Below are 25,237 nucleotides of genomic sequence, written 5' to 3' on the forward strand. Positions count from 1 at the left end.
CGAGGGCGCCGTCGTAGGAGTCGACCCTGACCGTCAACGGCTTGGGGACTGCTCGAACAGCAACTCGTAGCCGTCGGGGTCCAGGCCCATGAAGATGCGGCCCCATGGGGCGTCCGCCGGCTCCAGTGTTACCGGCAGCCCTTCAGCACACCAGAGTGCGTGGAGGGCTTGGAGGTTCCTGGTGGGCACGGTCAGGACGAGGCCGTTGCCGAGCGGACCCGTTCTGGCCGCTTGGTCACGAACGGCGGTGTGGTCGCTGTGGATGAACAGGCCGGACAGGATCAACCAGGTGTGGCCGAAGGTCAGGTAACGGATGCCTGGGTAGGAGGTGTGGGGGACTTGCTTGAAGCCGAGCTTCCGGTAGAGCCCGCAGGACGCGTCCAGGTCCCGCACGCGCAATCCCACCTTGAGTTGCCGCGTTCGACGCATGCCATCCGATGCTAGGGGCGCTTCGGCGCCGTGGTCACACGGCGGGCGACGGCTTGGGGCGTGCGGAGACCCTGCCAATGGCTGGAGTGCTGGCAGGCGTTGGAGAGAGTGCGGACGGTCGTCCTCCAGTTCGCCGGCGAGTCGCGGCGGTGTGGGATTGACACGCGACCGGGGCGGGGGCGTTCGCTGCCGTGAGCGCAAAGTTGATCGCCGGATTTCGCTGGCGCCGGGTGACCCGCTCTCGATCTCGCCGCTCGGGGTGCATGAGCTGCCCCTTTTCCTCGGCAGGTTAGGGGGGTGTTTGGGGAGGGTTAGGGGTGGAGGGCGAGCTCTGGTCGAACATTGAATGAGCGGCGCGCAGCGGGCGCGTGCGGGGGGAGAAGGCGGGAGGCGTTCGCCAGAACATTGCGGGAGTTACCCGAGAACGGCCGAGGGAACCGGCGCTGCCGTGAGCACGGGTATGGCACGACCTGGGCGGCATCGCGGGCACCCCACCGCCCGGCCAATTCGCCGCGCACGCGCGCTTTCCCGCGGATGGCGCAATTGTAAAGCGACCCCGCCCCACCCGCACCATCGTCCCCCTGTGACACGCCCCGCTCCGGAGTTGGCTCCTTTGTGACGTGCGCATTTCCGCCGTCTGGCATTGCTTTTACGAAACGGGTTGTGAGCGTCTGACCAATGCGGGAACCTTAGTCAAGTAGCCGGCCGAAAAGCACCGTTGAGTGGCTTGATAGTGGCCGTGAGTGGGGTGTCCCCGTCGCGATGCGTGGTCGATGCCTCGGATAGTTCGTGACTGTAGCAATGACTGTAGGGATGACTGGAGGGGCGACTAGTGTCGCCCGCGAGCGCCTGGTTGATCTTGAGGGAGCCGGGCGGGCTGTGGTCGGATGCCGTCATGAGTTGCTCGGCCCCGAACGGAAGTCGCCCGGGCAATGGCGTTGCACCCGCACACGCCGCGACCCCCGACGGGTCGAAGAGTTCGGGTTCTGACGACAACGTGGTCGCCCCGGATGCGACTTCCGCACGGAGCACATCCGAGCCGTACGGGAACTGGGCCAAGCCCATCGCAGGAGGCGGAATGTACTTAGTCGAGCGGGACGCGCAGTTGAGCGAGCTTGCTGACCGCATGGGCCGGAACTCGGCACGGCGAGGAGCGTTCTTCGCCGTCAGCGCACCGGTCGGCTGCGGCAAGACCGCCCTGCTCGAAGCGGCTTCGGCACACGCCAGGACACGGGGCCTCCGCGTGCTGTCCGTTGGCGGCCCCGAACCCGAAGGGCCGGCCGTGGTCGACGTGGTGGGCGCGGTGCGGGACGCGCTGCGCGACACCACGGCCACCGAGCCGCCGACGACCCCCACCGCCCTCGCCGAACACCTCCTCGCCCTGGCCTCGGCCGAACCGCTGCTGCTCGTCGTGGACAACGCCCCTCTCGCCGGCCCGGACTCCACCAAGCTCCTGCGCGAACTGGCCCGACACCTCGACTCCGCACCGCTGTACGTGCTGGTCTCCGACTCCCGACGGGCCACCGACCCCCACGACTCCCGACCCGGCGTCCCCCTCTTCCCCCGCTCCCGCCGGCGCGCGTTCACCCTCGGCCCGCTGACCCGCGGGGGAGTGGTCGCACTGCTCCGCAGCCGGCTCGACCGCGAACCCCCGGCCGTCCTCGTCGACGAACTGCTCGCCGTGACGGGCGGAAACCCGCTGCTCCTCCAGGCCCTGCTGGACGACGTCGTGGCCGCGGGCGAAGAGGACCGGGACGAACCGGTCTACGGCCCCTCGTTCACGTGCACCGTCCTGACCCGCCTGCGCCCCGCCGACTGCCCGATCACCGCCGACGTCTTGGAAGCCGTGGCCGTCCTGGGCCCGTTCTGCAACCAGGAACGACTGGCCCGCGTTGCCGAGTTGGCGCCCCGCGAACTGCATCGTGTACTGGACGAGTTGACCGCCAGCGGCGTGCTGGCACCCGGACTGGTGCTGCACCCCCGCGTCCGCGGCGTGCTGACCGGGGCCATGGACCACGAGGCGGCGCGCCGGTTGCGGCTGCGCACCGCCGAGGTGCTCTACGAGGACGGCGCACCGGCCGAGCACATCGCCCCACACCTGCTCGCGGCCGGCGCCGCACCGCAGCCCTGGGCGGTGGGCATCCTGTGCGAGGCCGCGGACCAGGCGACCCGGCGCTACGACTACCAACACGCCATCGCCCTGCTCAAACTCGCCTCCGACGGCTGCACCGACCACCACACCCGGGTCGAGGTGCACGCCAAACTGCTGGACATCACCTGGTGGGTGGACCCGGCCCTGGTCTCCCGGCGCCTGAACTCCCTGGTGGACAGCGCCCGCGAGGGCAGCCTGTCCGGGCGGTGGCTCTCCCGGCTGTCCCGACGCCTGGCCTGGCAGGGCCGCGCCGACGAGGCCGACGAGGTGTTCACGATGGCCAGGGCCGGCCGCCCGAGCGACCCCGAGACCCACATCGAATTCGCCCTCACCGACTTCTGGCTCCGCCATGTCTTCCCCGGCATGCCGCACGCCGAGTGCTGCGACGGGTGCCAGCTGAGCCCGGAGATGATCATCGGCGGGTACCCGTGGCTGCCGAGCGCCAGCGAACTGCCCGGACTGCTCACCGGCGGCGAGCAGGAGCCCGTGACGCGCCGCGCCGAGGAGATCCTGCAACGCGCCCGACCCGACCACACCGACCTCGAAGCGGCGCAGGTCGCCCTGTTCTCGCTGCTGGCCGCGGAACGGCTGGACGCCGACGGACTCCGGTCCGTCCAGGCCGCGGCGGAGGCCGGCGGCGCACCGGTGCCCGCGCTGTGGACCGCGATGCTGTCGGTGGCGAGGGGCGTCGTCGACCTGTGGCGCGGCGACCCCGCCGGCACGGTGCGCTCGGTGGAATCCGCGCTGGAACTCCTCGACGCCCCGAAGTGGGGCATCCTGCTCGGACTCCCGCGCGGCCTGAAACTCCTGGCCATGACCGAACAGGGCCGGCACCACGAGGTCGAGGAGGAACTCTCCCGCCCCATGCCGGCGTTCTTCGCCCGTAGCCCCTACGGACTGGTCCACCTGCGCGCCAGGGGCCGGCACCACCTGGCCACCGGTGGCCTGCGGGCGGCCCTCGACGACTTCCGCAGCTGCGGGGACATCCTCCAGTCCTGGAAGACCGAACTGCCGGGCCTGGTGCCCTGGCGCCTGGACCTCGCCGAGACCCTGCTGCGCCTCGGCGAACGCGAGGAGGCACGGGTCCGGATCGACGAACACCTGGACCTCTTCCCGGCCCCCAACGCCCGCACCCGCGGCATCGCCCTCCGCCTGCGGGCCATGGCCTCACCGGTGGGACGGCGCGCGGCGGGACTCCGGGAGTCGGCCGTGGTGCTCGAACGGTGCGGCGACCCGCTCGAACTGGCCCGCACGCTCGGGGCGTTGACGCAGACCTACCAGCTCACCGGCGACCTCAACTACGGCCGCAGAACGCTGCGCCGGGCCGAACGGCTCGCCCGGGAGTGCGGCGGCGTCCGCGCCCTGGAGGAGATCCGGACCCCCGCCACACGGCAGATCCCGGCCCCCTCGCCCGCCCCCACGGTCCGTCCGCCGGCCCCCGCACAGCAGGCCCCCCGGACCCCCGTCGCGCAGGACAAGAGCGCCGCCGCCGAAGCCCCCTGGACCGCCGGGGGACCGGCGCTGACCCTCGCCGAGGGAAAGGTCGCCAGCCTGGCCGCCGAGGGGTACACCAACCGGGAGATCGCCGACGCGCTGTACGTCACCGCCAGCACCGTCGAACAACACCTCACGCGCATCTACCGCAAGCTCAACATCCGCCGCCGTTCCGAACTGGGAGCACGGGTGAACGTCCGGTGAACCACGGCCCGGCCGCCAGCCGTTGACACCGACGGCTGGCGGGCCGTCGCTCCGGAACAGCCCCCGATGCAGTTGATACGTGGTCTGTCGGGCCGTCAGGTTGCCGAAGTGGTCCGCTGTCGCATCGATTTCACGTACTCCCTGGCCATGGAGCTGGACGATCCCGGCTTCCATCACAGTGTGCTGGCCGACTTCCGCGAGCGCCTCACCCACGACGGTCGCGCCGACCGCCTCCTGGACTTGGCGCTGACCCGCCTGAAGGAGGCCGGACTCGTACGCGAGCGGACCACGCGGCGCACCTACTCCACCCACGTTCTGGCCGCGGTACGCGACGTGACCCGGCTGGAGTTGGTCACCGAGGCGGTCCGCGCCGCGGTGGAAGAAGCGACCCGCCCCCTCAGCCGCCACGAACGACGCCCAGGAGTTGCCCGGCATCCATACTCGCCTGGCGCGTCGCGGTCTCCGATGTGGAGGGCCCCATCAACGAGTTCGCCCACGGACACGGCATGCGTCACTGCCGCTACCGAGGACAGCGGAAAACCCACCTGCAACACGTGCTCACGGCCAGGTCGAAGTCCTGGCGAAACCTCAGCAGTTGACCTTGACCACCCCAAGATCCCCGACAGAATCAAGCAAGCCGAAGTGGAACCCTCCCGGCCGTCGTGACAGCATCCGCCAGGCATCCGTGGGGCTTGAAGTCGCAGACCGAGAGCTACGAACGGAATCTCTTCATGACTCGCAACGTTGAAGTGCGCCTGAACGCCTGAGTTGTTCGGCCAACACGCCATCCAGGGGCCTCCGATCTCACGATTCGCCGGACACGGCTAACGGTTGCCAGCCGCCCTCGTGCAGCAGTCCGGTCACTTGGCGGGCGGAGGCCACGCAGGTGGCGATCTTTCCGCCGAACAGTGCGACGGTGCGTTCGTCGAGGCGTCGTACCAGTGTCGGGCGGTCGTCGGTGGTCTCCACGTGGGGCAGGACGGCCCGTATCGTGAAGTACGAGCCCAGGTGGGTCGCTTCGGTGAAGCCGGTCACGAAGCAGCGGGCGAAGCGTTGGAAGTCGGGGAAGCGGGTCACCTGGGGTCGGTGGACCAGTCCCGCGTTCACGTACTGCATGAGTGGGCCGGGTATGAGTGGGTAGGGTCCGACCGTCGTCGCGTGGATGGCGTGGTCGACGTTGCCCAACAAGAAGCGGCGGGTGCCGGCGACCTGGTCCAGGCACATGAAGGGGCCGTCCATGATGACCAGGCTGTGGCCCAGGTACATGGGCGGGAGTGCGACCAGTGGCTTCTCGCAGACCTCGAACTGGTACTCCGGCAGGGCGGAAACGGGTCCGGGGTGTAGGGCGTTGATCGAGGAGTAGGTGGCCAGCACCACTTGGTCGAACTCCCGCAGCGTGCGCCGGTCCGCCCGGGTTCCCAGCCGCACCTCGACGCCCGCGGCGGCCAGTCTGGCCGAGCACAGTCGGCGCAGTTCGTTGATGTCGATGTGGGCCTCTGCGATGCGCACCGACAGTTCGACCGAGCGCCTGCGGAGGAACGGCGGGTACTCCTCGCGGTACGGCAGCCCGACGCTGTCGCAGAAGGCGAGATAGCGCTCCGCGGTCACCAGGCTGTTCCGCTTGGCGATGGCGACGTAGTGTGCGGATCTGTTGTGGATGGCCGCACCGTACTCGGTCTTGAAGGCGCCGAAGGCCCGCATCACCGCGGCAACCGTGTCCATCCCTCGTGGGTAGTGGTAACCGCGGTGCAGCCGGCGCTGGTTGGCGCTGCTCGCCGCCGACAACAGGGTGTGGGACTGCTCGAAGAGCACCACGGAATATCCCGTGCGGGCCAACTCCACCGCCGTGGTCGCACCGAATATCCCGCCGCCCACCACCGCGATGCGTTCTGCCTGCACCATGCTCCTCCGAATCCTTCGTGAAGCGGTCTGCGCGGGAACAGGGGGTATTTCTGCCCGGGAGTGTTCCCCGGAAACGATGCCCGCCGTTTTCCCGGGGAATCGGCGCGGGCGGGCCGACGGGGGCGGGGCGGTGGCCGGCTCCGGAGGAGTAGACTACAGAGAGTCAATTGGTGCAAGGGCTTTGCAAGGAAGCGGAATTCGCTGCGGAGTGGGTCGGCGACACCGTTTAGGAAGGTTTCCGTATGTCCCAGCCGGTGCAGATCGTCGAGTACGACCCTCAGTGGCCGGTAGTTTTCGGGCGGTTGGCCGTCGTCATTCGCGACGGGCTGGGTCCGCTGGTCCTGCGTATCGAGCATGTCGGGAGCACGGCAGTTCCCGGTCTGCCGGCCAAACCCGTTGTGGACATGGACGCGGTCATCCCCGCGGGAGCGGATCCGGCCGAGGCCATCGCGGCGTTGCGGTCCTTGGGATACGCGCATGAGGGGGACTTGGGTATTCCCGGCCGGGAGGCTTTCGCTGCCCCGGAGGGGACGCCGGCGCACCACTTGTACGTGTGTGCCGCCGACAGCACGGAGCTCGCCCGGCATCTGGCGTTCCGTGACTTCTTGCGCGCGCATCCGGAAAGCTCGCGGCGCTATGGCGCGCTCAAGCGGGAGTTGGCGTCCCGGCACCGCGACGACCGGTCCGCGTACACCGTGGGTAAGTCCGCGTTCATTGAGGATGCCCTCGCCCAAGTGCGGGCGGAGGCCCGCCGAGCGGCTGGTCAGGGCTGACGGCGCCGCTCTGGGGGTGCCCTCCGGGCCTCTCTTGAACCGCGGTGACCCCTCACCGGACTCCACGAAATGGTTTGCCAACTCGTGGTTTTCCGATGGCTGAAAGTCGCTTGTGCTGATCCACTGGCAGCGCCTATGTTGACTCAAACCACACCCGTGTAACGCTCAATGGCTAGTACACGGGTTCGGCGAAGGGGCAAAGGAGCATTCAGAGGCGAACCTCCACCGAGGGGAGTTGCGGGTGGCCCTGGTTGGCGTGAGTTGCCTCGCACACGATGCGGGTCTGGCCGTCCTCAGGGAGGGTCGGATCGTCTTCGCGTCGCACAGTGAGAGGTACAGCCGAAAGAAGAACGATCCTTTACTGAACGGCGCACTCCTGGACGACGCCCTGCGGTATGCCGACGATATCGAGGGCATCGTCTACTACGAACACCCTTTACTGAAACGGCTGCGCCAGGCACGGGCGGGAAACTGGTCCGCGGCCCTGACGGTGAGCCCCAAGCGCTACATCGAGCGGTTTCCGGCGTTACGTGGGAAGCCCGTGCATTTCGTCTCCCACCATAAGTCGCATGCCGCCGGTGCCTATTTCACCTCACCGTTCACCGACGCCGCGGTGGTCGTCGTCGACGCCATCGGAGAATGGGACACCCTGACCGTCTGGCACGCCCGGAACCGCCGCCTGAGGAAAGTGCACTCCGTCCGCTATCCGCACAGCCTGGGACTGTTCTACTCGGCCATCACCCAGCGGGCCGGACTCAAGCCGAACGAGGAGGAGTACATCCTCATGGGCATGGCGGGCTACGGAACTCCCCGCCACCGTGCGCTCCTCGAAACCGAGCTGCTCGCCGACCGGAAACCGCCGAATTTCGCGCTGAGGCAGAGCCTGCACCGGGGCCTCGGTCCTCGCTGGCACCTCGAACTCACCCACGCACCGGACCTGGCGAGCAGCGCCCAGGCCGTACTGGAGGACTTCCTCACCGATCTGTTCCGCTGGGTGGCCCGGACCGTTCCGTCCCGAAACCTCGTCTATACGGGGGGCGTCGCCCTGAACTGCCTGTTCAACGGACGGCTCGCGGCCATGGGGCTGTTCGACGACATCTGGATCCCGCCCAACCCCGGGGACGCCGGTTCGGCGCTGGGAGCGCTGGCCGCCCACACCCGTCAGTTCCTCCCGTGGGAGGGACCCTATCTCGGGCACGACATCCGGCGCCGCACCGAACCGGCCCAGGTCGTCGATGCCCTGCTCGGCGGATCAGTCGTCGGACTGGCCAACGGGCGTGCGGAGTACGGCCCGAGAGCCCTGGGCAACCGCAGCCTGCTCGCGGACCCGCGGGACCCGGCCACCAAGGACCGGGTCAATGCGATCAAAAAGCGGCAACGCTACCGGCCGTTCGCACCCGTGGTCCTGGCCGAGTACGCCGACAAGCTCTTCGAGATGCCCGTGGATGAGGCTCCGTACATGCAGTACGTGGTGGCGTGCCGGGACCCCGACGCCTATCCGGCGGTGTGCCACGTGGACGGGACCAGTCGGGTCCAGACCCTGCGCCGCGAGCAGAACCCCCTGCTCCACGAGGTGATTTCGCGCTTCCACGAGCGCACCGGGTGTCCGATGCTGCTCAACACCAGCCTCAACATCCGCGGCCAGCCCTTGGTCAACACCTGGCAGGACGCCCAGGACTTCGCCAGGCAGTACCAGGTTCCGGTTTTCTGACGCGTGCGGGAGGGCGGTGGGACAGTGTACGTCTATGCCAATGGCTGCTCCATGACCTACGGATCGGAACTCGCCGACCACCCGGTCACGAAGGTGTGCCGGGACCACGGCTACCGCTGGCGCTACAGCTGGCCGGGGCGGCTGCACGCCCTGCTCGATGCCGACGGCAGCTACAACGACGCGATGCCCAGCGGGTCCAACGACCGTATCGTGCGGACGTCGATCGACTTCGTCGCACGCTGGCTGAAAGCGGGGCTGCCACCGCAGGCGCTGCTCGTCGTCGTGGGGTGGACGCACCCCGCCCGGCGTGAGTTCCACGTCGCGGGCGACTACCGGCAGATCGTGCCCCACCACGCGTACGACATCAGGGCGTTGGACCGGCTCGTGTCGGCGTATCGGAAGTCGGCGGTCTGCCCGGATGAGGCAGAACAGCGCTACGCCACCCAAGTCGCCTCACTGCATGCCTTCTTGGAGCAGAGCGGCATCGCGCACGTGTTCTTCAACGGCATCGTCGCCCCCGAGACTCCCAGGCACCTGCGCGGTACGTGCGTTCAAGAAGCCCTCATGGGCGCGCCTTTCGTCCCGCACGAACCGGCCGAACCGACCATGGCCGCGTTCCTGCGTCGGTGGCCGAACACGGTCAACGTCCAGCACCCCAACGAGACCGGCCACCGACTCTGGGCGACATCGCTGGCCGCACACCTCGACCCCGACGGGTTCGCGAGCGTCGACCCCGCACAGCTCACCGACGCCGGTCTGCCCGTGCTGGGAGGGGCCCAGGCCCTCAGACGACACGACAGGAAGGGCACCGAGCGGATCGGGAGATTCGTGCGATCCCGTCGTACCCGCTCGCGCGCCCGGCGCTCCGACCGGTCCGATCCCTACATCTACCCCTGATCCCGGGCAGGCCCCGCGACCGGAGGAGCCACCTTGACGCCACCCGACCCGCCCCTCAGCCCCCGGGTCCCCTTCAACGACCTGGGACGGAGCGCCCTCACCGACACCCTCCGCGCCGCCGTCGAAGAGGTTATTGCCGCGGGGGACTTCATCCACGGCCGCGCCGTCAACGCCTTCGAGCGGCAGTTCGCCGCCCACAACGGCGCCGCCCACTGCGTCGGCACGTCCTCGGGCACCAGCGCTCTCCAGTGCGCCCTGGCCGCCGTCGGCTGCGGCCCCGGGGACGAGGTCGTGACGGTCTCGGCCACCTTCGTCGCCACCGCGGCCGCGATCGTGCACACCGGTGCCGCACCGGTGTTCGCGGACATCGACCCGGCTACCAGGACCATCCGGCCGGACCAGGTGAGAGCGGCGATCTCGGCACGGACCCGGGCCATCGTCCCCGTCCACCTCTACGGCCACCCGGCCGACCCAGGAGAACTGGCCGCGATCGGCGCCGAGTACGGCATCCCGGTCGTCGCCGACGCCTCCCACGCGCACGGGGCCACTTGGGAGGGAAGGCCGGCTGCGCAGTACGCGGACGTGAGCTGTTTCAGTTTCTACCCGTCCAAGAACCTCGGCGCCATCGGCGACGCGGGAGCGCTGGTCACCGACGACCCGGACATCGCCCGGCGGGCCCGGGCCCTACGCGACCACGGCCGTCAGGACGGCGAGGTCGTGACAGTCGGCCACAACTGGCGGATGGACACCCTCCAGGCCGCCGCGCTCGGGGCCAAACTGCCACACCTCGACGAGTGGATCGCCTCGCGGCAGCGGGCCGCGGACGGCTACCGGCGGCTCCTGGCAGACACCGGCCTCGCGCTTCCGGCAGGATCCGCGGAAGCCGGCCACGCCTACCACCTGTATGTCGTCCGACACCCCGAACGCGACGCCCTGCGGGCCGAGTTGGCGCGACACGGCGTCGACGCACGCGTCCACTACCCGCGGGCGGTGCACGACCTGGCGCCGTTCCGCGCCTTCCGGACCGCGCCGGAAGGGCTGCCGGAGACCGAGGCACTGGCCCGACAGTGCCTGTCCCTCCCCCTGTTCCCCGGCCTCACCGGCGAGGACATCCACACGGTGGCGCAAGCCGTGCGGGCGGCCCTGCGCACGGTCGGTGGACGTGCCACCGCAAGCACCGACCCGGCTGACGGCACCGTGCCAGCCCACCCTCACCGACCGACCGCGACAGCAAGGAACTGATGGCCATGCCTGCTCTGCGCGTTCTCGTGATCTGGCCACCCCAGGTCCTCAGCTACTTCAACGCCGGTCACCACAACCTGATCTACAGCGTGGCCAGTTACCTCCGTCGGCTGCCGGACGTCGAGCGGGTGGACACCCTCGACGCCTCCGTCGAATCCCGAACGTGGAAGGAGGTCGGCGACCTCCTCCACCAGGGCGGCTACGACGTGGTGGCGATCACCAACGACCTGGACGGTGTGGACGGGCTGACCCGCTTCCTCACCTACGCCAGGCAACTGGCGCCACGGGCCCGGCTGGTGACGTTCGGGCGGCTCAGCGGTATGCAACCGGAGATCTTCACCCGCTTCGACCTGGACGCGATCGTCGGCTCGGGCGACTACGAACCGGGGGTGGCGGCGTTCGTCCGCGCCGTGGCCGAAGACCGGGTGACGGCCGGCGCCCTGCCCGGGGTCTGGCTCCGCGTGGGCGGTGACTGGGTCGCACCGGTCGCGCCCGGGGGCGTGCTGTCCGCCGCGGACTGGGTGATGCCCGAGGTCTCGGAGATTCCGTACCACGCCTACGACTGGTTGTACCGGGACGACCAGAACAAGTTCTGTGGCATCCCGGGCCGCCGGGAGCTGGTGGTCCCGGCGGCCCGGGGATGTCCGGTCGGCTGCGACTACTGTGAGGTCCCGGCGGTCTTCGGCAAACCGGATCGGCGCGCCTCGGTGGAGCACGTGGTGGAGTACATCGAGCAGTCCTTCGCCGCGCTTCCCTTCGAGTACGTCGCCTTCTACGCACCGACGTTCACCCTCAACCGGGCTTGGACGGTACGACTGTGTGAGCAACTGGTGGAACGGGGCGCCCGGTACCCGTGGAAATGCGCGACCACGGTGCACCACCTCGACGAGGAGTTGGTGGCCTTGATGGGCCGCAGCGGGTGTGTGCGGGTCAGTGTGGGCGTGGAGACCCTGGCGGAGTCCGGGCACGCCGCCCTGCCACGGCTGAAACGCAAGAGCGAGGACGCCGTCGAAGCGCTCGCCAGCTGGTGTGCGCGCGCCGGCGTCGAGTTGAACTGCTTCGTCATCGTCGGGCTGCCGGGCACCAGCGTCGCCGACGCGCAGGCGGCCGCCGACCGGGTGCGGGCCGTTGGCGGGCGCGTGCGTCCCACCATGTACAGCCCACACGAACTGCTGCACCCCGGGATGTCCGTGGACGCCCTCTCGCTGCACAACCGGCAGATCCTGCCCGACGGCATCTTCCCCGATCCGGCCGAGCGACAACGGGCGTACGACATCGTCTTCGGCCGCGAGCGCCACCTGACCCGGGTCGGCGAACAGGTCAGGGAGCGGCGCGGCACCGACGCGGGGGCGAGTTCCCGGTCATGACGGCGCGAACCCCAAAACGCTCCCTGCGGGACTGGTTCCCGACCGCGGCCGGCGTGTGGGACCTCGCTCCCCGCAGCCGGAACCATGTGGCCGGTCAACTCAACCTCAAGAGCTGTGAGTTGCTGCATCCTGCCGTGGCGCAGTGGCATGCCGAGCGACTCGGCAAGCTCTCCTCCGTCACCGCCGTCGAGTACCCCCTGACCGACCCCTACCGCGACGCCGTCGCCGCCCACTTCGGGCAGGATCCGACGCGTGTCCTGCTCACCCCCGGTTCCGACTACGCCATCCAGCTGGTCTGCGAGGCACTCGCCGCGCCGGCCGGCCGCCTGGTCATCGCCCGCCCGCACTTCGACAGTTGGAGCCGGTGCGCCACCCGCTTCGGCTTTCGTCTCGACGGTGTCGACATGCCGCACCGGGCGCCGATGGCCGTCACCTCGCTGATCGACCGGCTGCTGTCCGGGCCGCCGTCGGTACTGGTGATCACCCAGCCCGACAGCATCACCGGTCAGCTCCACACCCGCGCCCAGCTCACCGAGGCGGTGGCGGCGGCCCACCGCCACGGCAGCGTCGTGGTGATCGACACCTGTTACCTGGCCTACGCCGACGACGAGGAGGCCACCCTCCAAGGGCTTCAGACGTGGGACAACGTCCTGCGGATCAACAGCTTCTCCAAGAGTCACGGCCTCGCCGGCGCCCGGCTGGGCGCGGTACTGGCCCAGCCGTCGGTCATCGACTACCTGGCCCGATGGGCGCCCGACGGCATGCTGTCCCACGCGAGTCTGGCACTGCTGGAACACGCCCTGGCCGAACCCGCGGTCTTCGACACCGCACGCGCCGAGGTACGGACGGCGAGGACGGCACTGGCCCGCGGCGTCGAGGAGGCCCTCCCGGGCTGGTCGGCCCGGCCCACCCAGACGAACTTCGTGGCCTTCGACGCCGAGCCCGACGCCGCCGCACGGGTGTACGCGGCGCTGCTGGCGGACGGCATCCGGACCAGACTGCTGAACGCGGAGCCCGGATTCTCCGGAGGGCTGCGCATCGCCACGCCGAGCCTCGCCGCCGTCCGACGGGTGATGGACACCCTGACCAACCTCGCGACCCCGACGGGGAATTGAGATGACCCTGCTCAACCTCGCGGCCATCGGCTCCGCGCCGCTGTCGACGCATCCCTACCCGCACGCCGTGCTGCACGACAGCTTCGCCGACCACCAGGACGCCCTGGTCGCGGAGTTCCCCACCGAGGGCTTCCACTACGACGTCCGGGACACCGCCGAACCCGGCCGCAAGCGCTACCGGACGTACAACTACCAACTCGTCAGGTTCGGGGAACCGGACCAGCACAACATCGGTAGGCTCTCCCCGCGTTGGCGGCTGCTCCTGGACGACCTCACAGGCACCGCTTACCGCACCGCCGTCAGCGCAGCGACGGGAGCCGACCTCACCGGCACCGTGCTGGACATCCGGCTGGTCCGCTACGCGGACAGTTGCTGGATCGAACCCCACGTCGATCGCCCCGACAAGGTGGTCACCCATCTGTTCTATCTCAACGCGGAGTGGCAGCCGCGGTGGTCCGGCGCGCTGCGCGTGCTGCGTTCCGCCGACATCGACGACTGCAGCCAGGAGGTGTTCCCCCTCGTCGGGACCTCGGTGCTGATGGTCCGCACCGAGCACGCCTGGCACGCGGTACCACCGGTCACCGGCGCCGGCCCGCACGACAGGAAGACGCTGCTAGTGCACTTCGCCCGGCCCGCCGACGCGGCCGCGGGCCCGGGACAGAGGTGAGATGCGGAACATCCTGATCGTCGGTATCTGCGGCGCGGGCAAGTCGACCCTGGCCCGTGCGCTCGCACGGCAGTTGGGCCTGCGCCATGTCGAACTGGACGCGCTGCGGCACGGCCCGCGATGGGGCGTGCGGGCGTCCTTTGCGGACGACGTCGTCGCGCTCACCGCGACGGACGGCTGGGTCGCCGACTCGACCGCCTATGCGGAGGTGCTGCCGCGGTTGTGGTCCCGGGCGGACACCGCGATCTGGCTGGAGTTGAGTCGGGGCGTGGTGCTCGGCCGGGTGCTGCGCCGTACCGTGCGGCGGCTGTTGAGGCGGGAGACGCTGTGGGCGGGCAATCGTGAATCGTGGCGGGGTGTGCTGAGCCGTCGGCACCCGGTGGTGAAGGTGTTGCTCGACTTCCGCACCCGCCGGGAACAGGAGCGGCGGATGCTGGCCCGGTTCGACGGCACCGTGGTGCGGCTGTGCACACCGGCCCAGGCGGCGGCGTATCTGGCCGGGGGCCGGGGAGTGGGCCCCGGGCACGGGGCGGAGTTCGGCGGCCGTGGTGACCGGGATGGTGGGAGGGGCAGCGATGTTCTTGGTGGCCGCTGACGGGTCGGCTGATGCGCAGGGCCTGCCGGGTCTGCGCGTGGTGCGAGACGACCGGGTGACGGTGCTCGGGCGCCCCGGGCACGATCTCCTCCTCTTCGAGGGGGTGCTCTACCCCGATAGCGGCATGACCCCCGAGCGGCTGCTGCGGATGCTGCGGAGCACGGCCGACGCGAGCACCGCGGCCGATTGGGCCTCGGTGAAGGGCAGATACGCCGGTGCGTACCTGTGCGCGCGGCCGAGCGGGACCCGGCTGCTGGCCTTCAACGACCATCTGGGCGTCGCCGACCTGTACGCCTGGATCGAGGGCCCGGACCGGGCGGTGCGCGGCTTCGCAGTCAGCAACGCGTTTGCCGCACTGCTGCCTCAACTACCCGCCTCCGCCAGGCGTTTGGACGAGCGGGCGGCGGATGCCTTCCGGGTCCTTGGAGCCACGGTGAACGGCCGGACCTTCGCCCGCGGGGTCCGCCGGCAGCCCCCGGGCACCCTGCTGGCCCTGGACGCCGGAACGGTGCGCCGGGGACGCAGCTGGCGCTACCGCTTCGAGCCCGCGGCAGGGGACGTGAACGAGGCCCTGGATCGGTGCTGGCAGCTGATCGAGCAGGCGGGCCGGCGGATCGAGGCATGCGCGCCGCAGGACGGCCCCGCTCTGCTGGGCATCAGCGGCGGACACGACTCACGCGTGACCGGCGCCGCCTGCACCGCCGCCGGAATGAAGCTGACCGGCTACTTCTTCGGCGAGCGGCACAGCAGCGCGGGGCGGGCGGCCGACCAGGTCGCCCGGGCCCTCGGCACCCCGCTCGACTTCGCCGGCCGCAACCGCGAACTGCCCCGGTACTTCGCCGCTTCGCTGCGCCACCAGCCGATGGCGGACCTGGAGTGGTGCAAGTACCTGCCCGGGCGGGACGCGCTCGTCACGGGCGCCCGCGCGCTGCTGTCGGGCAGGCTCGGCGACCACCTCTTCAGCGACAAGGGACACCAGCCCGAGAACGGTCCGCAGGACGACCGCGGGATCGCCGCCGACCTGATCCGCGAGCTCGCCAAGGAAGACGTCGGCGCGGCCGCCGCCGAGGGGATCGTCGCGGACGTCACCCAGGAGCTCGCCGGCCTGGGCGGTTCGGGGGTCCAACGCAGGCGCGGCTTCAACTTCCAGAGCATGAGCATGTCCGTCAAACAGTGTGGGCTGTTCCACACCCTCGGGAAGATCCCCCACTACTCGGTGTTCGAGGACATCGACGTGTTCGAGTCCGCGCTGGAGCTGCCCAACGCCTGGCGCGTCGACAACCGTTTCTATGACACCCTCCTGGAGCGCAGACAACCCTCTCTCGCCCGCAACCGCATCGCCGTTCCCACCACCAACGAGCACAAGCCGATCGAGCACTGGCTGCGCGGCAACGCGGAATTCGCCGCACAGGCGGGACAGCTCCTGGACCCCGACGAGGACATGGCGCTGCACGGAGGCCGCCGGACCTTCGGCGAGGCGCTGGAGGCGATACTCGCGGGCCGGGCGACGCGGAACGAGATCCATCAGTACTTCCGGCGGGCCACCGTCAAGGCGTATGAGCGCACGCACGGCTAGCCCCGCCGCGCACGTGCGCGCTCACGCCGAACTGGCCCGCTACGGATACCGGCGCTATGCCACCTACGCCAAGGCATCGCTGCTCGGTCTGGCCACCACCGTGCTGTTCGGCGTGCTCCGTTCCGCGATCATGCGCGGTATCTACGCCGATCCCCGGGAGATCGGTGGCTATCACGTCGCCCAGGCCCTCACCTATGTGTGGCTGGTCCAGGGGCTGATGACCGTCGTCCGGATCTACGGCGACGCCGAACTGGCCACCCGGGTGCGGAGTGGTCAGATCGTGGCCGATCTGGTCCGGCCGGTGCACCTGCAGTCGGCGTATCTGGCGGCCGACTTGGGGCGGGCCTGGTATCACCTGCTGTATCGCGGAGTGCCGCCGATGCTGGTCGGCTGGGTGTTCTACGGGCTCACCGGACCGCCGGGTGTGCTGGGTTGGCTGGCGTTCCTCGCCAGCATCTGGCTCGCGGTCGTGGTGAGCACGCTGTTCCGCTTTCTCTACAGCCTGTCCTCGTTCTGGCTGTTGGACTACCGCGGGGTGGCGCTGATCGCGGTCATCCTGGTGAATCTGCTCTCCGGGTTCGTCCTGCCGACCGGCTTCTTCCCCCACTGGCTGCAAGCAGTGGCGGCGGCCACCCCTTTCCCCTCGATCGTCCAGGTGCCCGTGGACGTCTTCACCGGACACATGACGGGTCTGCAGACCGTCGCGGCGCTGGCCCGTCAGGCGCTGTGGGCGCTGCTCCTCCTGGCGGCCGGGCGGTGGCTGCTCGCCGTCGCTCGCCGGCACGTCGTGATCCAGGGAGGCTGACCGGTGTTCGCCCTCGCGCTCCTGCTCCGGCTCGCCCGTGTGCAAGTACGGTCGCAGATGCAGTACCGGACCAGTTTCGCCCTCTCGCTTGCGGGCAACTTCGCCTTCACCGCCCTGGATTTCGCCACGATCGTCCTGCTCTTCGGCGACATCTCCCGACTCGGTGGCTGGACGGTCAACCAGGTGGCGCTGCTCTACGCGGTCTCGTCACTGTCCTACGCCCTGTGCGAGCTCACGCTGGGGAGCTTGGATCAACTTCCGACGATGGTGCGTGACGGCTCGTTCGACACCCTGCTGCTACGGCCGGGACCGACCTTCGTCCATCTGTTGGCGACGGACTTCCTGCTGCGCCGTGCGGGGCGTCTGCTCCAGGCGGTGGTGGTGCTCGTCGTGGTGACAGCCCGCTACCCCGCAACGCTGTGGACCGCCGAGAGGGTTCTGGTGCTGCTCTCGTCGGTGGTGGGCGGTGCGGTGATCATGGGGTCGCTGTGGATCGTGGCCGCTTCCGCCTCGTTCTGGGCCAACGGGGCCGACGGGCTGGTGAGTGTCTTCTCCGCGGGCACGAGCTTCCTCGTCCAGTACCCGCTCGACGTCTACACGGCCTGGCTGAGGTCGTTCGTGCTGTTCGTCGTCCCCCTCGGGTTCGTGTCGTACCTGCCCGTGAGCTGGGTGCTCGACAAGCCGGACGCGGCGGGACTGCCCACTGCGGTCCGCCTCGCCACGCCCCTGGTCGCCGCGGTGACCGCGGGCGCCGCCGCGCTCGTGTGGCGCATCTCCGTCCGCCACTACCGGAGCCCGGGAGGCTGAATGACCGACCCCATCGAGATGCGGAGCGTCACCCGCACCTTCACGGTACGCACGAAGACCGGCCGGTTCCGCAGAACGCGGGAGGAGGTGGCCGCGGTGGACGACCTCAGCTTCTCCGTGGCCGCCGGCGAGTTCGTCGGGTACCTCGGGGCCAACGGCGCGGGCAAGTCCACGTCGATCAAATTGTTGACCGGTGTCCTGGCACCAACCGCCGGCCAGGTACGGGTACTTGGCCACGACCCGTTCGACGAACGCGCCAAGACCGCCCACCGCCTGGGCACCATGTCCGCCCAGCGCATCCAACTGTGGTGGGACCTGCCGCTGCGGGACTCCTTCGAGCAACTCCGTTACATCTACCGGGTCGACGCCGCCCGCTACCGCGCACGCCTCGACGAACTCGTCGACGTACTCGGCCTCACCGACCTGCTGCCCGTCCCGGTGCGGCAGCTCAGCCTCGGCCAGCGGATCCGCGGCGAACTGGCCGCCTCCGTGCTCCACTGCCCCGACGTGCTCTTCCTCGACGAACCCACCATCGGCCTCGACGTCATCGCCAAGCAGCGCATCCGCGCGTTCCTGACCACCCTCAACCGCGAACAAGGCGTCACCATCCTGCTCACCACCCACGACATGGCCGACCTGGAGCGCATGTGCTCCAGGCTGCTCGTGCTCTCCAAAGGCAAGCTGATCTGCGACGACTCGATCAGCCGACTGATGGTGGCGCACGGTCTGGAGCGCACCCTCGTGGTCGACCTCACCGACCCCCACCCACCGCTGCGGATACCTGGCGCCAGGGTCAGCAAGGTCGAAGGCCCGCGCCAGTGGCTGAGCTTCTCCACCCGGTCCCTGCCCCCGGACCGACTGATCGCGGAGATCGCGAAGCAGGCCCGCATCGTCGACCTCACCATCAACGAACCCGACGTCGAAGACCTGGTCCGGGCCCTGCACGAGACGGAGCACCGATGAGTCAGGACACACCGCACACCACCTCCGCCCCGGCCCGCCGGCCCCGGCGACCAGTCGCCGCCCTCACGGAGGCATGACCGTGTCCAGCCCACCAACGCCCCGTCCCGCGCAGGGATCCCGGGTCATCCCCGGTGCGCCGAACGCCCGGGACCTCGCGGGCCTGCGCGCCGACTCCGGCCTCTACGTCAGGCCGGGACTGATGTATCGCGGGGCCGCTGCCGCCATCGGCCCGTTGACCGACCACGCCGGCCTGCGCCTCGTCGTCGACCTGCGGGGTGGCCGCGAGAGCGCCGGCCAGAAACCGCCCTCGGACGTCACCGTGCTGTCCCGGCCGCTGGTTGCCGACCGGTCGGTGATCAAGACCGGTGGCACGCCCCAGCCGTCCCATTACCTCGCCTACTACCGCCAGTTGGCCCGGCTGGCCGCGCCCACGGCCGCCGAGCTCGTCGGCGTGCTCGCCGAGCCGGAGCGGCTGCCGCTGATGATCTGTTGCTCGGCCGGCAAGGACCGTACCTCCGTGGTGTGCGCGCTCGCCCTGCGCGCGATGGGCGTGCGACTGGCGGACCTCGCCCGCGACCACGCCCTGACCGGCCGGCTGTTCCGCCGGGACCCGGCCGCGACGCGACTGCTGCCATGGGCGAGCGGCCTCGCCCCGCGCGAGCTGGCCGCGCGCACCGCCACCCCCGGCTACATCCTCCGGACGTTGCTCTGTGGCCTGGAGCACGAACACGGCTCCGTCCGACGGTTCCTCATGGACCACGGACTGCGGTCGAGCACCGTGCGCCGGGCCCGCCACATCACCCTCGGCGCTCCCCGCGCGGCCGTCCTCGATGGCGTCGCGCACCCGCAACCCGACACCGACAGGAGTTGACGTGACCTCACCCCCCACTGGGCGCGGCTACCTCACCCATGCCTTCAACCACGAAGGCGCCGACTACCTGCGCATGGCCTACTGCCTTGCGCTGTCGCTCCGACTGACGCAGTCCGCCGTCACCGGACTGAGCGTCATCGTGCCGCGTTCGCAGCACCTGCCGGACCGCTACCGGCAGGTCTTCGACCACGTCATCGCGATCCCGGATGCCCGGCCGGACTTCGTCAACAAGCACTGGCGCGTGGACAATTACGTGCGGATGTACGACCTGAGCCCGTATCGGGAAACCGTGACGGTCGATGCTGACACCCTCTTCTTCGACGATGTCTCCCCATGGTGGGAGGTGATGACGTCGGCGGACCTCGTCGGCGGGACCGCGGTCACCTATCGAGGGGAGCCGATCGAGCACAACCCCCTGCGCAAGGAGCTGTACCGGATCGGCCTGCCCGATCTGCACAACGGGTTCTGCTACTTCCGGCGCGGACCGGTGGCCGAGCGGTTGTTCGCCACCATGTCGGGCTACCTGGAGGACTGGGCCGGGACCTGCGCACACCATTTCGGCAACCCCCGCGTGCCGTTCTCCTCAGACTCCGCCTTTCTCCTGGCCATCCGGGACAACGGTCTTGAGGACATCGCCGCCGGCCCCTGCCCAGGCACACCGCACTTCGTCCACATGAAGGCATGCGTCCAAGGCTGGCCCGGGGTGCCGGAATCGGCCCGCGAGTGGCGCCCCCACGTCAGCCACGCCTTCGACGACCAACTGCGGCTGCACATCGGCGGATTCCGCATCGGCGCCCCCTTCCACTACCACGTGCGGGACTTCATCACCGACGACCTGTTGCTGGCCTACGAGACCGCACTGGAGGCCCGGCATGGCGCCGCCCGGGGCTGACGCACGGGCGGGGCGGGTACTGCTCCTGGGCTGGAACACCGGGCGCGCCGCGGCAGCCCTGGTCGACCTGGGCGCCCGCGTGACGTGCGTGACCGAGCCGTCCGAGGCGGCCGCCGCCCGAAGGAGCGGGCTGGTCGAACGGACGGTGGTCGCCGCCGATTCCGCCGACACCGAGGCCGTCCTCTCCGCCCTGGCCCGCGCGGGCCTGCGACCACAGGACCACGCCGCCGTGGCCCCATCCCACGAACTCCGGGTGGTCACCGCCTCCGTACTGGGCGCACTGGGCGGTACCAGGGCACTGCCGCTGGCCACCGCCCTCGCCCTGCGCGACAAGGCGCTCCAGAAGCACCTGATCCGCACGGCAGGCATCCCCACGGCGAGCTCCGTCGTGGCCGATTCACCGGCCGAAGTGCCCTTGACGCCCATCGGGTTCCCGGCCGTCGTCAAAGCGCTGAACGGCCACGGCAGCCTCGGGGCCGAGCGGTTGCACTCTCCCGCACACGCCCGCACATGGACCTACCGACCCGGCGGCGACGGCCCCTGGCAGGTCGAGGAGTTCGTTGCGGGGCCCGAGATTCATCTGGACGGTGCGGTGCGGGCAGGCGAGGTGACGGCGCTCGCGGTCTCCCAGTACCTCGGGAACGTCCTCGACACCCACCACGGCGGGCCGATGGGCTCCGTGGTCACCGACCCCCGACGCGATGCCGACCTCTACTCGCGCAGCCGGTCCCTGGCGACCCGTGCCCTGGCCGCCCTCGGGCACGACGACGGCGTCTTCCACATGGAGGCGTTCGAACAGCCCGACGGGTCACTGGTATTCGGCGAGTGCGCGGGCCGGGTGGCAGGCGGGCGCATCGACGAGGTCGTTCGGCGCAAGCTCGGAGTGGACCTGCACGCCCAGTGGGCGGCGGCGCTCCTCGATCTTCCGGCACCGCCGCCGTCGACCCACCTCGCCGACGAGGCGTTCGGCTTCCTCCGCCTGTCCGCGGCACCCGGAGTGGTGGACGAGGGACCGGACACCGAGGAGGTTCTCGCCCAGGACGGGGTGGTCATGGCGGAACGCGAACGCCGCACGCGGGGCGCACGTACCGGCCGACCCGTCTCCTTCGCCGTCGTCCGCGCCGTGCTGACGGGCAAGGACGAGGCCCATGTGACACAACGCGCCCACGACCTCGTCGCCTGGTACCACCACCGGATGGACCAGATCGTACGGGGCAAGACCGGCACCGCGGAGGACAACCGTGCCTAGCAGGCACCATGCGGGCCCCACCGTGACGCCGCGGGCCAGGCCCTTCGGGGCACGCCACAGCCCGCGCCACGCGGCCAGGTACCAGGCAGTTGGCCAACTGCGCCCCGGCGCACGGCTGATGCACCGCGCCGGGGACCGCTTCCCGTCCCGCAAGGCGTTCGAGCACGTCCACGGAGCGGACTTCGATGCCGCCCACTTCGAGGAGACCCCCATGGCTACACGACGTTCCGGCTCCGCCCCCACCCGGGGGTCGGACCAACCGGCCCTGCTCCGCGGGCGGCGGTGAACCGATGACGCTGCTGAAGAAGTTCCCAGCCGACTTCCTGGTCTCGGAGAGCCTGGTCCTGCCCACCACCGCACCCGACACCGCAGGCACCCCGTACCACTACGTGCGGCTGCGCAAGCGTGGCTACACCACGTTCGAGGCGATCGACACGCTGTCCGCCTTCTGCGATCTGGACGCACGCGAGGTCGGCTACGCGGGGCTCAAGGACGAGGACGCGATCACCGACCAACTCATCTCACTCACCGGCCTGTTGACCCTCGAACGCATCGAGCAGTTCAACACCGAACACGGCGCGGGCGAACACCAACAGGGCCACCCGCCCTTCCTGATGCTGCGTCACCACGGTTACGGACCGTTGGCGCTCGGGGTGGGCGAGCTGGACGGCAACAGCTTCCACATCGTGGTGCGTCATCTGAACCAGGCACAGGCCGAACGGCTCGACGGCATCCGCGGCCGGCGCAGCCTGTACTTCGTCAACTACTACGACACCCAGCGCTTCGGAGTGCCCACGGGCCCCAAACGCACCCACCTGATAGGCCAGGCACTCCTCGACGGTGATCACGGCCGCGCCCTGGAGCTGGTCCGCGAGTCCGGATCCGCCGAGGCGACCGCCGCACAGCGCTTCACCGGCCCCGCCGCCGAGTTCTTCAGCTCTCTGGACCAGCGCCGGGTCGCCTTCTTCCTCTCCTCCCACGCCTCCGCCGCCTGGAACCGTCAGGTGAGCGACCTGGTCCGCACGAACTGCGCTGACCACATGGTCCAAGAGGTGCGCGAGGGCATCCCGTACCTTTTCCCCACCACGGCCGACGGGGTCCTGGCAGTCCTGCGGGACGGCCTGGGCCTGCGCTACGACAGCTGGCGCTGGCGGGACGGGCAGATGGCCTCATCCCCCTCGGCGCGGCCGGCCGCCGTGCAGACCCAAATACGCGTCGGGGAGGTCACCGAGGACGAGAGCGCCCCGGGGTCGTGGAGGTGCACGCTCAAGTTCTTCCTCGGCTCGGGCTCCTACGGCACCACCGCGGTCGGCCAGTTCTTCCACCAGCTCCAGGCGGCCGCGCAGTGAGCGCCAACTCCACCCCCGCGCTGCTGGTGCAAGGCGGCCACGAACTGCACGGCGAACTACGTGTACCGGGGTTCAAGCACGCCTTCGTCACCGTCCTCGCCGGCGCGCTCACCGGCCGCTCGACGGTGACCATCGACAACTGCCCCGCCATCGAGGAGACCCGGGTACTGCTCACCTTGGCGCAGGCGCTCGGCGCCCAGGTGCGCAGGAACGGCCGGACGGTGCTCGTCGACCCCGCGGGCCTGACCGGGCAGTCACTGGACCCGCAGTTGGTCGAACGCATCCACGGTGCGGTCTACCTGCTGCCCGCCCTCCTGGCCCGCTCCGGCCGGGTACACCTTCCGGTCTCCGGCGGTTGCCAGATCGGCGACGAAGGCTCCGGTATCCGTCCGGTACGCCAGTACGCCGAGGTGCTCCAGCGGTTCGGCGCCGAGGTCACGGTCGGTCCCGATGGTTCTCTGACCGTGCGCGCCGACCAACTGACCGCTTGCGAACTGGACCTGCGCGACTGGACAGCGGACCGGAAGCTGCGCACCGGACCGCTGTACTCGGGGGCCACCAAGATGGCGATCCTCACGGCGGCTTCGGCGCGCGGCACCACCCGGCTGCGGCATCCCTATCCGAAGCCCGACGTCACCGAGCTGGTCCGCCTGCTCGACGCCACTGGCCGCCCCGCGCACTACACACCCGAGGGCGATCTGCTGATCGAGGGCCGTCCGGACGGCGGTCACGGCCGCCCCGTGCAGCACATGCTGGTCAGCGATCTGATCACGGTGGTCACCTGGGCCACGGCCGCCGCCCTGACCCGCAGCACGATCCGACTGACCGGCCTGACGCCGAACCGCCTGGCGGCGGGCCTGGCGCCGGAGATCGCCGTCGCCCGTGACATGGGCCTGGACTGGCAACCCGCGGCAGACACCCTGGTTTTGACCGGCGAACCACCGAACGCACCGGTCGACGTCACGGTCGCCTCGCACGGCATCTACAGCGACAGCCAACCCTTCTTCATGCTCCTGGCGACACTCGCACCAGGTGTCTCGCACCTCCGGGAAACCGTGTGGCGCCGCCGCTTCACGCACGTCCCGGAACTCCGACGGCTCGGCGCCGACATCGAGGTGACCGAGGCCCGGGCTCGGATCCGCGGCGGCTGTCCACCCAACCGCCCGGACCAGTCAGTGGCCGGCGGCGACCTCCGCGCCGCAGCCGCCCTACTGCTCGCCGCCCTCGCGGTGCCCGGCCAGGTCCGGGTGCACGGCGCCGAACATCTCGTGCGCGGCTACGAGGACTTGGTCACCGACCTGGTGAAGCTGGGAGCGCATGTCCGGTCCGAGCCCTGACCAACGGCCGGCGCCGTCTTCCCCCGGAGCGCCGGTGGTGGCAACCGGCCGGCCCGGCCCACAGTCCGGAACCGCGTTGCCAGCCAGGTCAGTTCACTCCGTTACGGATACCGGCAGGCACTCGTCGAGCAGGGCGACGACATCGCGCCAGGCGCGCTGCGCGTGCCGTGGGTGGTGGCCGACGCCGGGGCGCACGGTGTGGTTGACCGAGGGGTGGTGGAAGGCGTGCAGGGCGCCGCCGTAGACAACCAGGCGCCAGTCGACGCCCGCGTCCTGCAACTCGGCGGTGAACGCGTCCCGTTGGGCGGGCGGCATGATCGGGTCTTCCGATCCGACCCCGGCCCACACCGGGCAGCGGATGCGCGCCGCCTCGCCCGGTCGGCCGGTGATCAGTCCGTTGACTGTCGCGATGGCGCGGAAGTCGACGCCGTCGCGCCCGAGTTCTAGCGCGATCGCGCCCCCGGTGCCGTAGCCGATCGCGGCGATCCGGTCGGGGTCGGTCCGCGGCTCGGCGCGCAACACGTCGAGCGCCGCGTGGCCGATGCCCCGCATCCGGTCGGGGTCGGCGAGCAGCGGCATGCAACGGGCCAGCATTTCCTCGGGGTCGTCCAGATAGCGCCCGCCGTGGAGGTCGAAGGCCAGCGCCGCGTACCCCAACTCGGCCAGGGCATCGGCCCGGCGGCGCTCGACGTCGCTGAGGCCCGTCCCCTCGGGCCCGACCAGGACCGCGGGTCGGCGATCGGTACCGGCCGGGAGCGCGAGATGCCCGATCATCGTGAGGCCGTCGGCCGAGTACTCGACCGTGCGCGTGGTAACTGTCGTCATGCGACCGGACTCTAG

23 protein-coding genes are annotated in these 25,237 nt (G+C 70.2%); 20 read left to right on the plus strand and 3 right to left on the minus strand.

The genetic code is table 11. The features are described from left to right. Positions 1-33: 33 nt before the first annotated feature. Entirely contained in the window at positions 34-429 is a 396-nt protein-coding gene (locus ACFVFQ_RS27445) for a VOC family protein (RefSeq protein ID WP_383420717.1), read from the minus strand. Between the two features lie 1,078 nt (positions 430-1,507). Here ACFVFQ_RS27445 and ACFVFQ_RS27450 point away from each other — a divergent pair. Next, a complete protein-coding gene (locus tag ACFVFQ_RS27450) occupies positions 1,508-4,279 on the plus strand; it encodes an AAA family ATPase (RefSeq protein ID WP_383420719.1) in 2,772 nt (923 codons plus the stop codon). Positions 4,280-4,345: 66 nt separating this feature from the next. Beyond that, positions 4,346-4,945, plus strand: a complete 600-nt coding sequence (locus ACFVFQ_RS27455) for a transposase (protein ID WP_383420721.1) — start codon at positions 4,346-4,348, stop codon at positions 4,943-4,945. 138 nt (positions 4,946-5,083) lie between these two features. Here ACFVFQ_RS27455 and ACFVFQ_RS27460 read toward each other — a convergent pair whose 3' ends face one another. Further along, on the minus strand, positions 5,084-6,181 hold the full coding sequence (locus ACFVFQ_RS27460; protein WP_383420723.1) for an FAD-dependent oxidoreductase: 1,098 nt from the start codon (positions 6,179-6,181) through the stop codon (positions 5,084-5,086). Positions 6,182-6,423: 242 nt separating this feature from the next. On the opposite strand from ACFVFQ_RS27460, the gene ACFVFQ_RS27465 reads away from it, so the two are divergent. The 18 genes from ACFVFQ_RS27465 (at position 6,424) to ACFVFQ_RS27550 (ending at position 24,397) form a co-directional block, all read left to right on the plus strand. Next, the gene (locus ACFVFQ_RS27465) at positions 6,424-6,954 is read left to right on the plus strand and encodes a GrpB family protein (RefSeq protein WP_383420725.1); all 531 of its coding nucleotides are present in this window, start codon (positions 6,424-6,426) and stop codon (positions 6,952-6,954) included. A 256-nt stretch (positions 6,955-7,210) separates the two neighbouring features. After that, a complete protein-coding gene (locus tag ACFVFQ_RS27470; protein ID WP_383420727.1) occupies positions 7,211-8,665 on the plus strand; it encodes a carbamoyltransferase in 1,455 nt (484 codons plus the stop codon). A 24-nt stretch (positions 8,666-8,689) separates the two neighbouring features. Further along, positions 8,690-9,562: a DUF6071 family protein gene (locus ACFVFQ_RS27475; RefSeq protein ID WP_383420730.1), complete on the plus strand. Its 873-nt coding sequence runs from the start codon at positions 8,690-8,692 to the stop codon at positions 9,560-9,562. 33 nt (positions 9,563-9,595) lie between these two features. Beyond that, positions 9,596-10,804: a DegT/DnrJ/EryC1/StrS family aminotransferase gene (locus tag ACFVFQ_RS27480; RefSeq protein ID WP_383420732.1), complete on the plus strand. Its 1,209-nt coding sequence runs from the start codon at positions 9,596-9,598 to the stop codon at positions 10,802-10,804. A gap of 5 nt (positions 10,805-10,809) precedes the next feature. Beyond that, a complete protein-coding gene (locus ACFVFQ_RS27485) occupies positions 10,810-12,171 on the plus strand; it encodes a B12-binding domain-containing radical SAM protein (protein WP_383420734.1) in 1,362 nt (453 codons plus the stop codon). Beyond that, a complete protein-coding gene (locus ACFVFQ_RS27490) occupies positions 12,168-13,286 on the plus strand; it encodes an aminotransferase class I/II-fold pyridoxal phosphate-dependent enzyme (RefSeq protein WP_383420736.1) in 1,119 nt (372 codons plus the stop codon). Before ACFVFQ_RS27485 ends, ACFVFQ_RS27490 begins: the two co-directional genes overlap by 4 nt. A 1-nt stretch (position 13,287) precedes the next feature. After that, positions 13,288-13,953, plus strand: a complete 666-nt coding sequence (locus ACFVFQ_RS27495; RefSeq protein WP_383420738.1) for a 2OG-Fe(II) oxygenase — start codon at positions 13,288-13,290, stop codon at positions 13,951-13,953. A gap of 1 nt (position 13,954) precedes the next feature. Beyond that, positions 13,955-14,548, plus strand: coding sequence for an adenylate kinase (locus ACFVFQ_RS27500; protein WP_383420740.1), 594 nt, complete (start codon positions 13,955-13,957; stop codon positions 14,546-14,548). Beyond that, on the plus strand, positions 14,529-16,124 hold the full coding sequence (locus tag ACFVFQ_RS27505) for a hypothetical protein (protein ID WP_383420742.1): 1,596 nt from the start codon (positions 14,529-14,531) through the stop codon (positions 16,122-16,124). The genes ACFVFQ_RS27500 and ACFVFQ_RS27505 overlap by 20 nt, the downstream gene beginning before the upstream one ends. Next, complete coding sequence (locus ACFVFQ_RS27510; RefSeq protein WP_383420744.1) at positions 16,105-16,929, plus strand: ABC transporter permease; 825 nt, start codon at positions 16,105-16,107, stop codon at positions 16,927-16,929. The genes ACFVFQ_RS27505 and ACFVFQ_RS27510 overlap by 20 nt, the downstream gene beginning before the upstream one ends. Positions 16,930-16,932: 3 nt before the next feature. Further along, entirely contained in the window at positions 16,933-17,736 is an 804-nt protein-coding gene (locus ACFVFQ_RS27515; protein ID WP_383420746.1) for an ABC transporter permease, read from the plus strand. Next, positions 17,737-18,699, plus strand: a complete 963-nt coding sequence (locus tag ACFVFQ_RS27520; protein ID WP_383420748.1) for an ATP-binding cassette domain-containing protein — start codon at positions 17,737-17,739, stop codon at positions 18,697-18,699. Positions 18,700-18,772: 73 nt separating this feature from the next. After that, entirely contained in the window at positions 18,773-19,570 is a 798-nt protein-coding gene (locus ACFVFQ_RS27525; RefSeq protein WP_383420750.1) for a tyrosine-protein phosphatase, read from the plus strand. 1 nt (position 19,571) lies between these two features. Then, positions 19,572-20,462 carry a hypothetical protein gene (locus ACFVFQ_RS27530; protein WP_383420752.1) on the plus strand — a complete coding sequence of 297 codons (891 nt, stop codon included), beginning with the start codon at positions 19,572-19,574 and terminating at the stop codon, positions 20,460-20,462. Then, positions 20,443-21,711: an acetyl-CoA carboxylase biotin carboxylase subunit family protein gene (locus ACFVFQ_RS27535; protein WP_383420754.1), complete on the plus strand. Its 1,269-nt coding sequence runs from the start codon at positions 20,443-20,445 to the stop codon at positions 21,709-21,711. The genes ACFVFQ_RS27530 and ACFVFQ_RS27535 overlap by 20 nt, the downstream gene beginning before the upstream one ends. Further along, positions 21,704-21,997: a hypothetical protein gene (locus ACFVFQ_RS27540; RefSeq protein ID WP_383420755.1), complete on the plus strand. Its 294-nt coding sequence runs from the start codon at positions 21,704-21,706 to the stop codon at positions 21,995-21,997. The genes ACFVFQ_RS27535 and ACFVFQ_RS27540 overlap by 8 nt, the downstream gene beginning before the upstream one ends. A 4-nt stretch (positions 21,998-22,001) precedes the next feature. Further along, positions 22,002-23,060 (plus strand): tRNA pseudouridine(13) synthase TruD, encoded by a 1,059-nt coding sequence (gene truD / locus ACFVFQ_RS27545; RefSeq protein WP_383420757.1) that lies wholly within the window; start codon positions 22,002-22,004, stop codon positions 23,058-23,060. Further along, positions 23,057-24,397, plus strand: coding sequence for a hypothetical protein (locus tag ACFVFQ_RS27550; RefSeq protein WP_383420759.1), 1,341 nt, complete (start codon positions 23,057-23,059; stop codon positions 24,395-24,397). Before truD ends, ACFVFQ_RS27550 begins: the two co-directional genes overlap by 4 nt. Before the next feature lie 93 nt (positions 24,398-24,490). On the opposite strand, the gene ACFVFQ_RS27555 is transcribed toward ACFVFQ_RS27550, so the two are convergent. Further along, complete coding sequence (locus tag ACFVFQ_RS27555; RefSeq protein WP_383420763.1) at positions 24,491-25,222, minus strand: dienelactone hydrolase family protein; 732 nt, start codon at positions 25,220-25,222, stop codon at positions 24,491-24,493. Between the last annotated feature and the right edge of the window lie 15 nt (positions 25,223-25,237).

Source organism: Streptomyces sp. NPDC057743 (genome assembly GCF_042798755.1).
Lineage (GTDB): Bacteria > Actinomycetota > Actinomycetes > Streptomycetales > Streptomycetaceae > Streptomyces.

Excerpts from the sequence above, each read along its gene's own strand:
- ACFVFQ_RS27445 (WP_383420717.1), bottom strand. The coding sequence starts at position 429 with ATGCGTCGAACGCGGCAACTCAAGGTGGGATTGCGCGTGCGGGACCTG.
- ACFVFQ_RS27495 (WP_383420738.1), top strand. The coding sequence starts at position 13,288 with ATGACCCTGCTCAACCTCGCGGCCATCGGCTCCGCGCCGCTGTCGACG.
- ACFVFQ_RS27455 (WP_383420721.1), top strand. The coding sequence starts at position 4,346 with ATGCAGTTGATACGTGGTCTGTCGGGCCGTCAGGTTGCCGAAGTGGTC.
- ACFVFQ_RS27525 (WP_383420750.1), top strand. The coding sequence starts at position 18,773 with ATGACCGTGTCCAGCCCACCAACGCCCCGTCCCGCGCAGGGATCCCGG.
- truD (WP_383420757.1), top strand. The coding sequence starts at position 22,002 with ATGACGCTGCTGAAGAAGTTCCCAGCCGACTTCCTGGTCTCGGAGAGC.
- ACFVFQ_RS27555 (WP_383420763.1), bottom strand. The coding sequence starts at position 25,222 with ATGACGACAGTTACCACGCGCACGGTCGAGTACTCGGCCGACGGCCTC.
- ACFVFQ_RS27520 (WP_383420748.1), top strand. The coding sequence starts at position 17,737 with ATGACCGACCCCATCGAGATGCGGAGCGTCACCCGCACCTTCACGGTA.
- ACFVFQ_RS27505 (WP_383420742.1), top strand. The coding sequence starts at position 14,529 with ATGTTCTTGGTGGCCGCTGACGGGTCGGCTGATGCGCAGGGCCTGCCG.
- ACFVFQ_RS27450 (WP_383420719.1), top strand. The coding sequence starts at position 1,508 with ATGTACTTAGTCGAGCGGGACGCGCAGTTGAGCGAGCTTGCTGACCGC.
- ACFVFQ_RS27490 (WP_383420736.1), top strand. The coding sequence starts at position 12,168 with ATGACGGCGCGAACCCCAAAACGCTCCCTGCGGGACTGGTTCCCGACC.
- ACFVFQ_RS27460 (WP_383420723.1), bottom strand. The coding sequence starts at position 6,181 with ATGGTGCAGGCAGAACGCATCGCGGTGGTGGGCGGCGGGATATTCGGT.
- ACFVFQ_RS27500 (WP_383420740.1), top strand. The coding sequence starts at position 13,955 with ATGCGGAACATCCTGATCGTCGGTATCTGCGGCGCGGGCAAGTCGACC.
- ACFVFQ_RS27535 (WP_383420754.1), top strand. The coding sequence starts at position 20,443 with ATGGCGCCGCCCGGGGCTGACGCACGGGCGGGGCGGGTACTGCTCCTG.
- ACFVFQ_RS27510 (WP_383420744.1), top strand. The coding sequence starts at position 16,105 with ATGAGCGCACGCACGGCTAGCCCCGCCGCGCACGTGCGCGCTCACGCC.
- ACFVFQ_RS27485 (WP_383420734.1), top strand. The coding sequence starts at position 10,810 with ATGCCTGCTCTGCGCGTTCTCGTGATCTGGCCACCCCAGGTCCTCAGC.
- ACFVFQ_RS27465 (WP_383420725.1), top strand. The coding sequence starts at position 6,424 with ATGTCCCAGCCGGTGCAGATCGTCGAGTACGACCCTCAGTGGCCGGTA.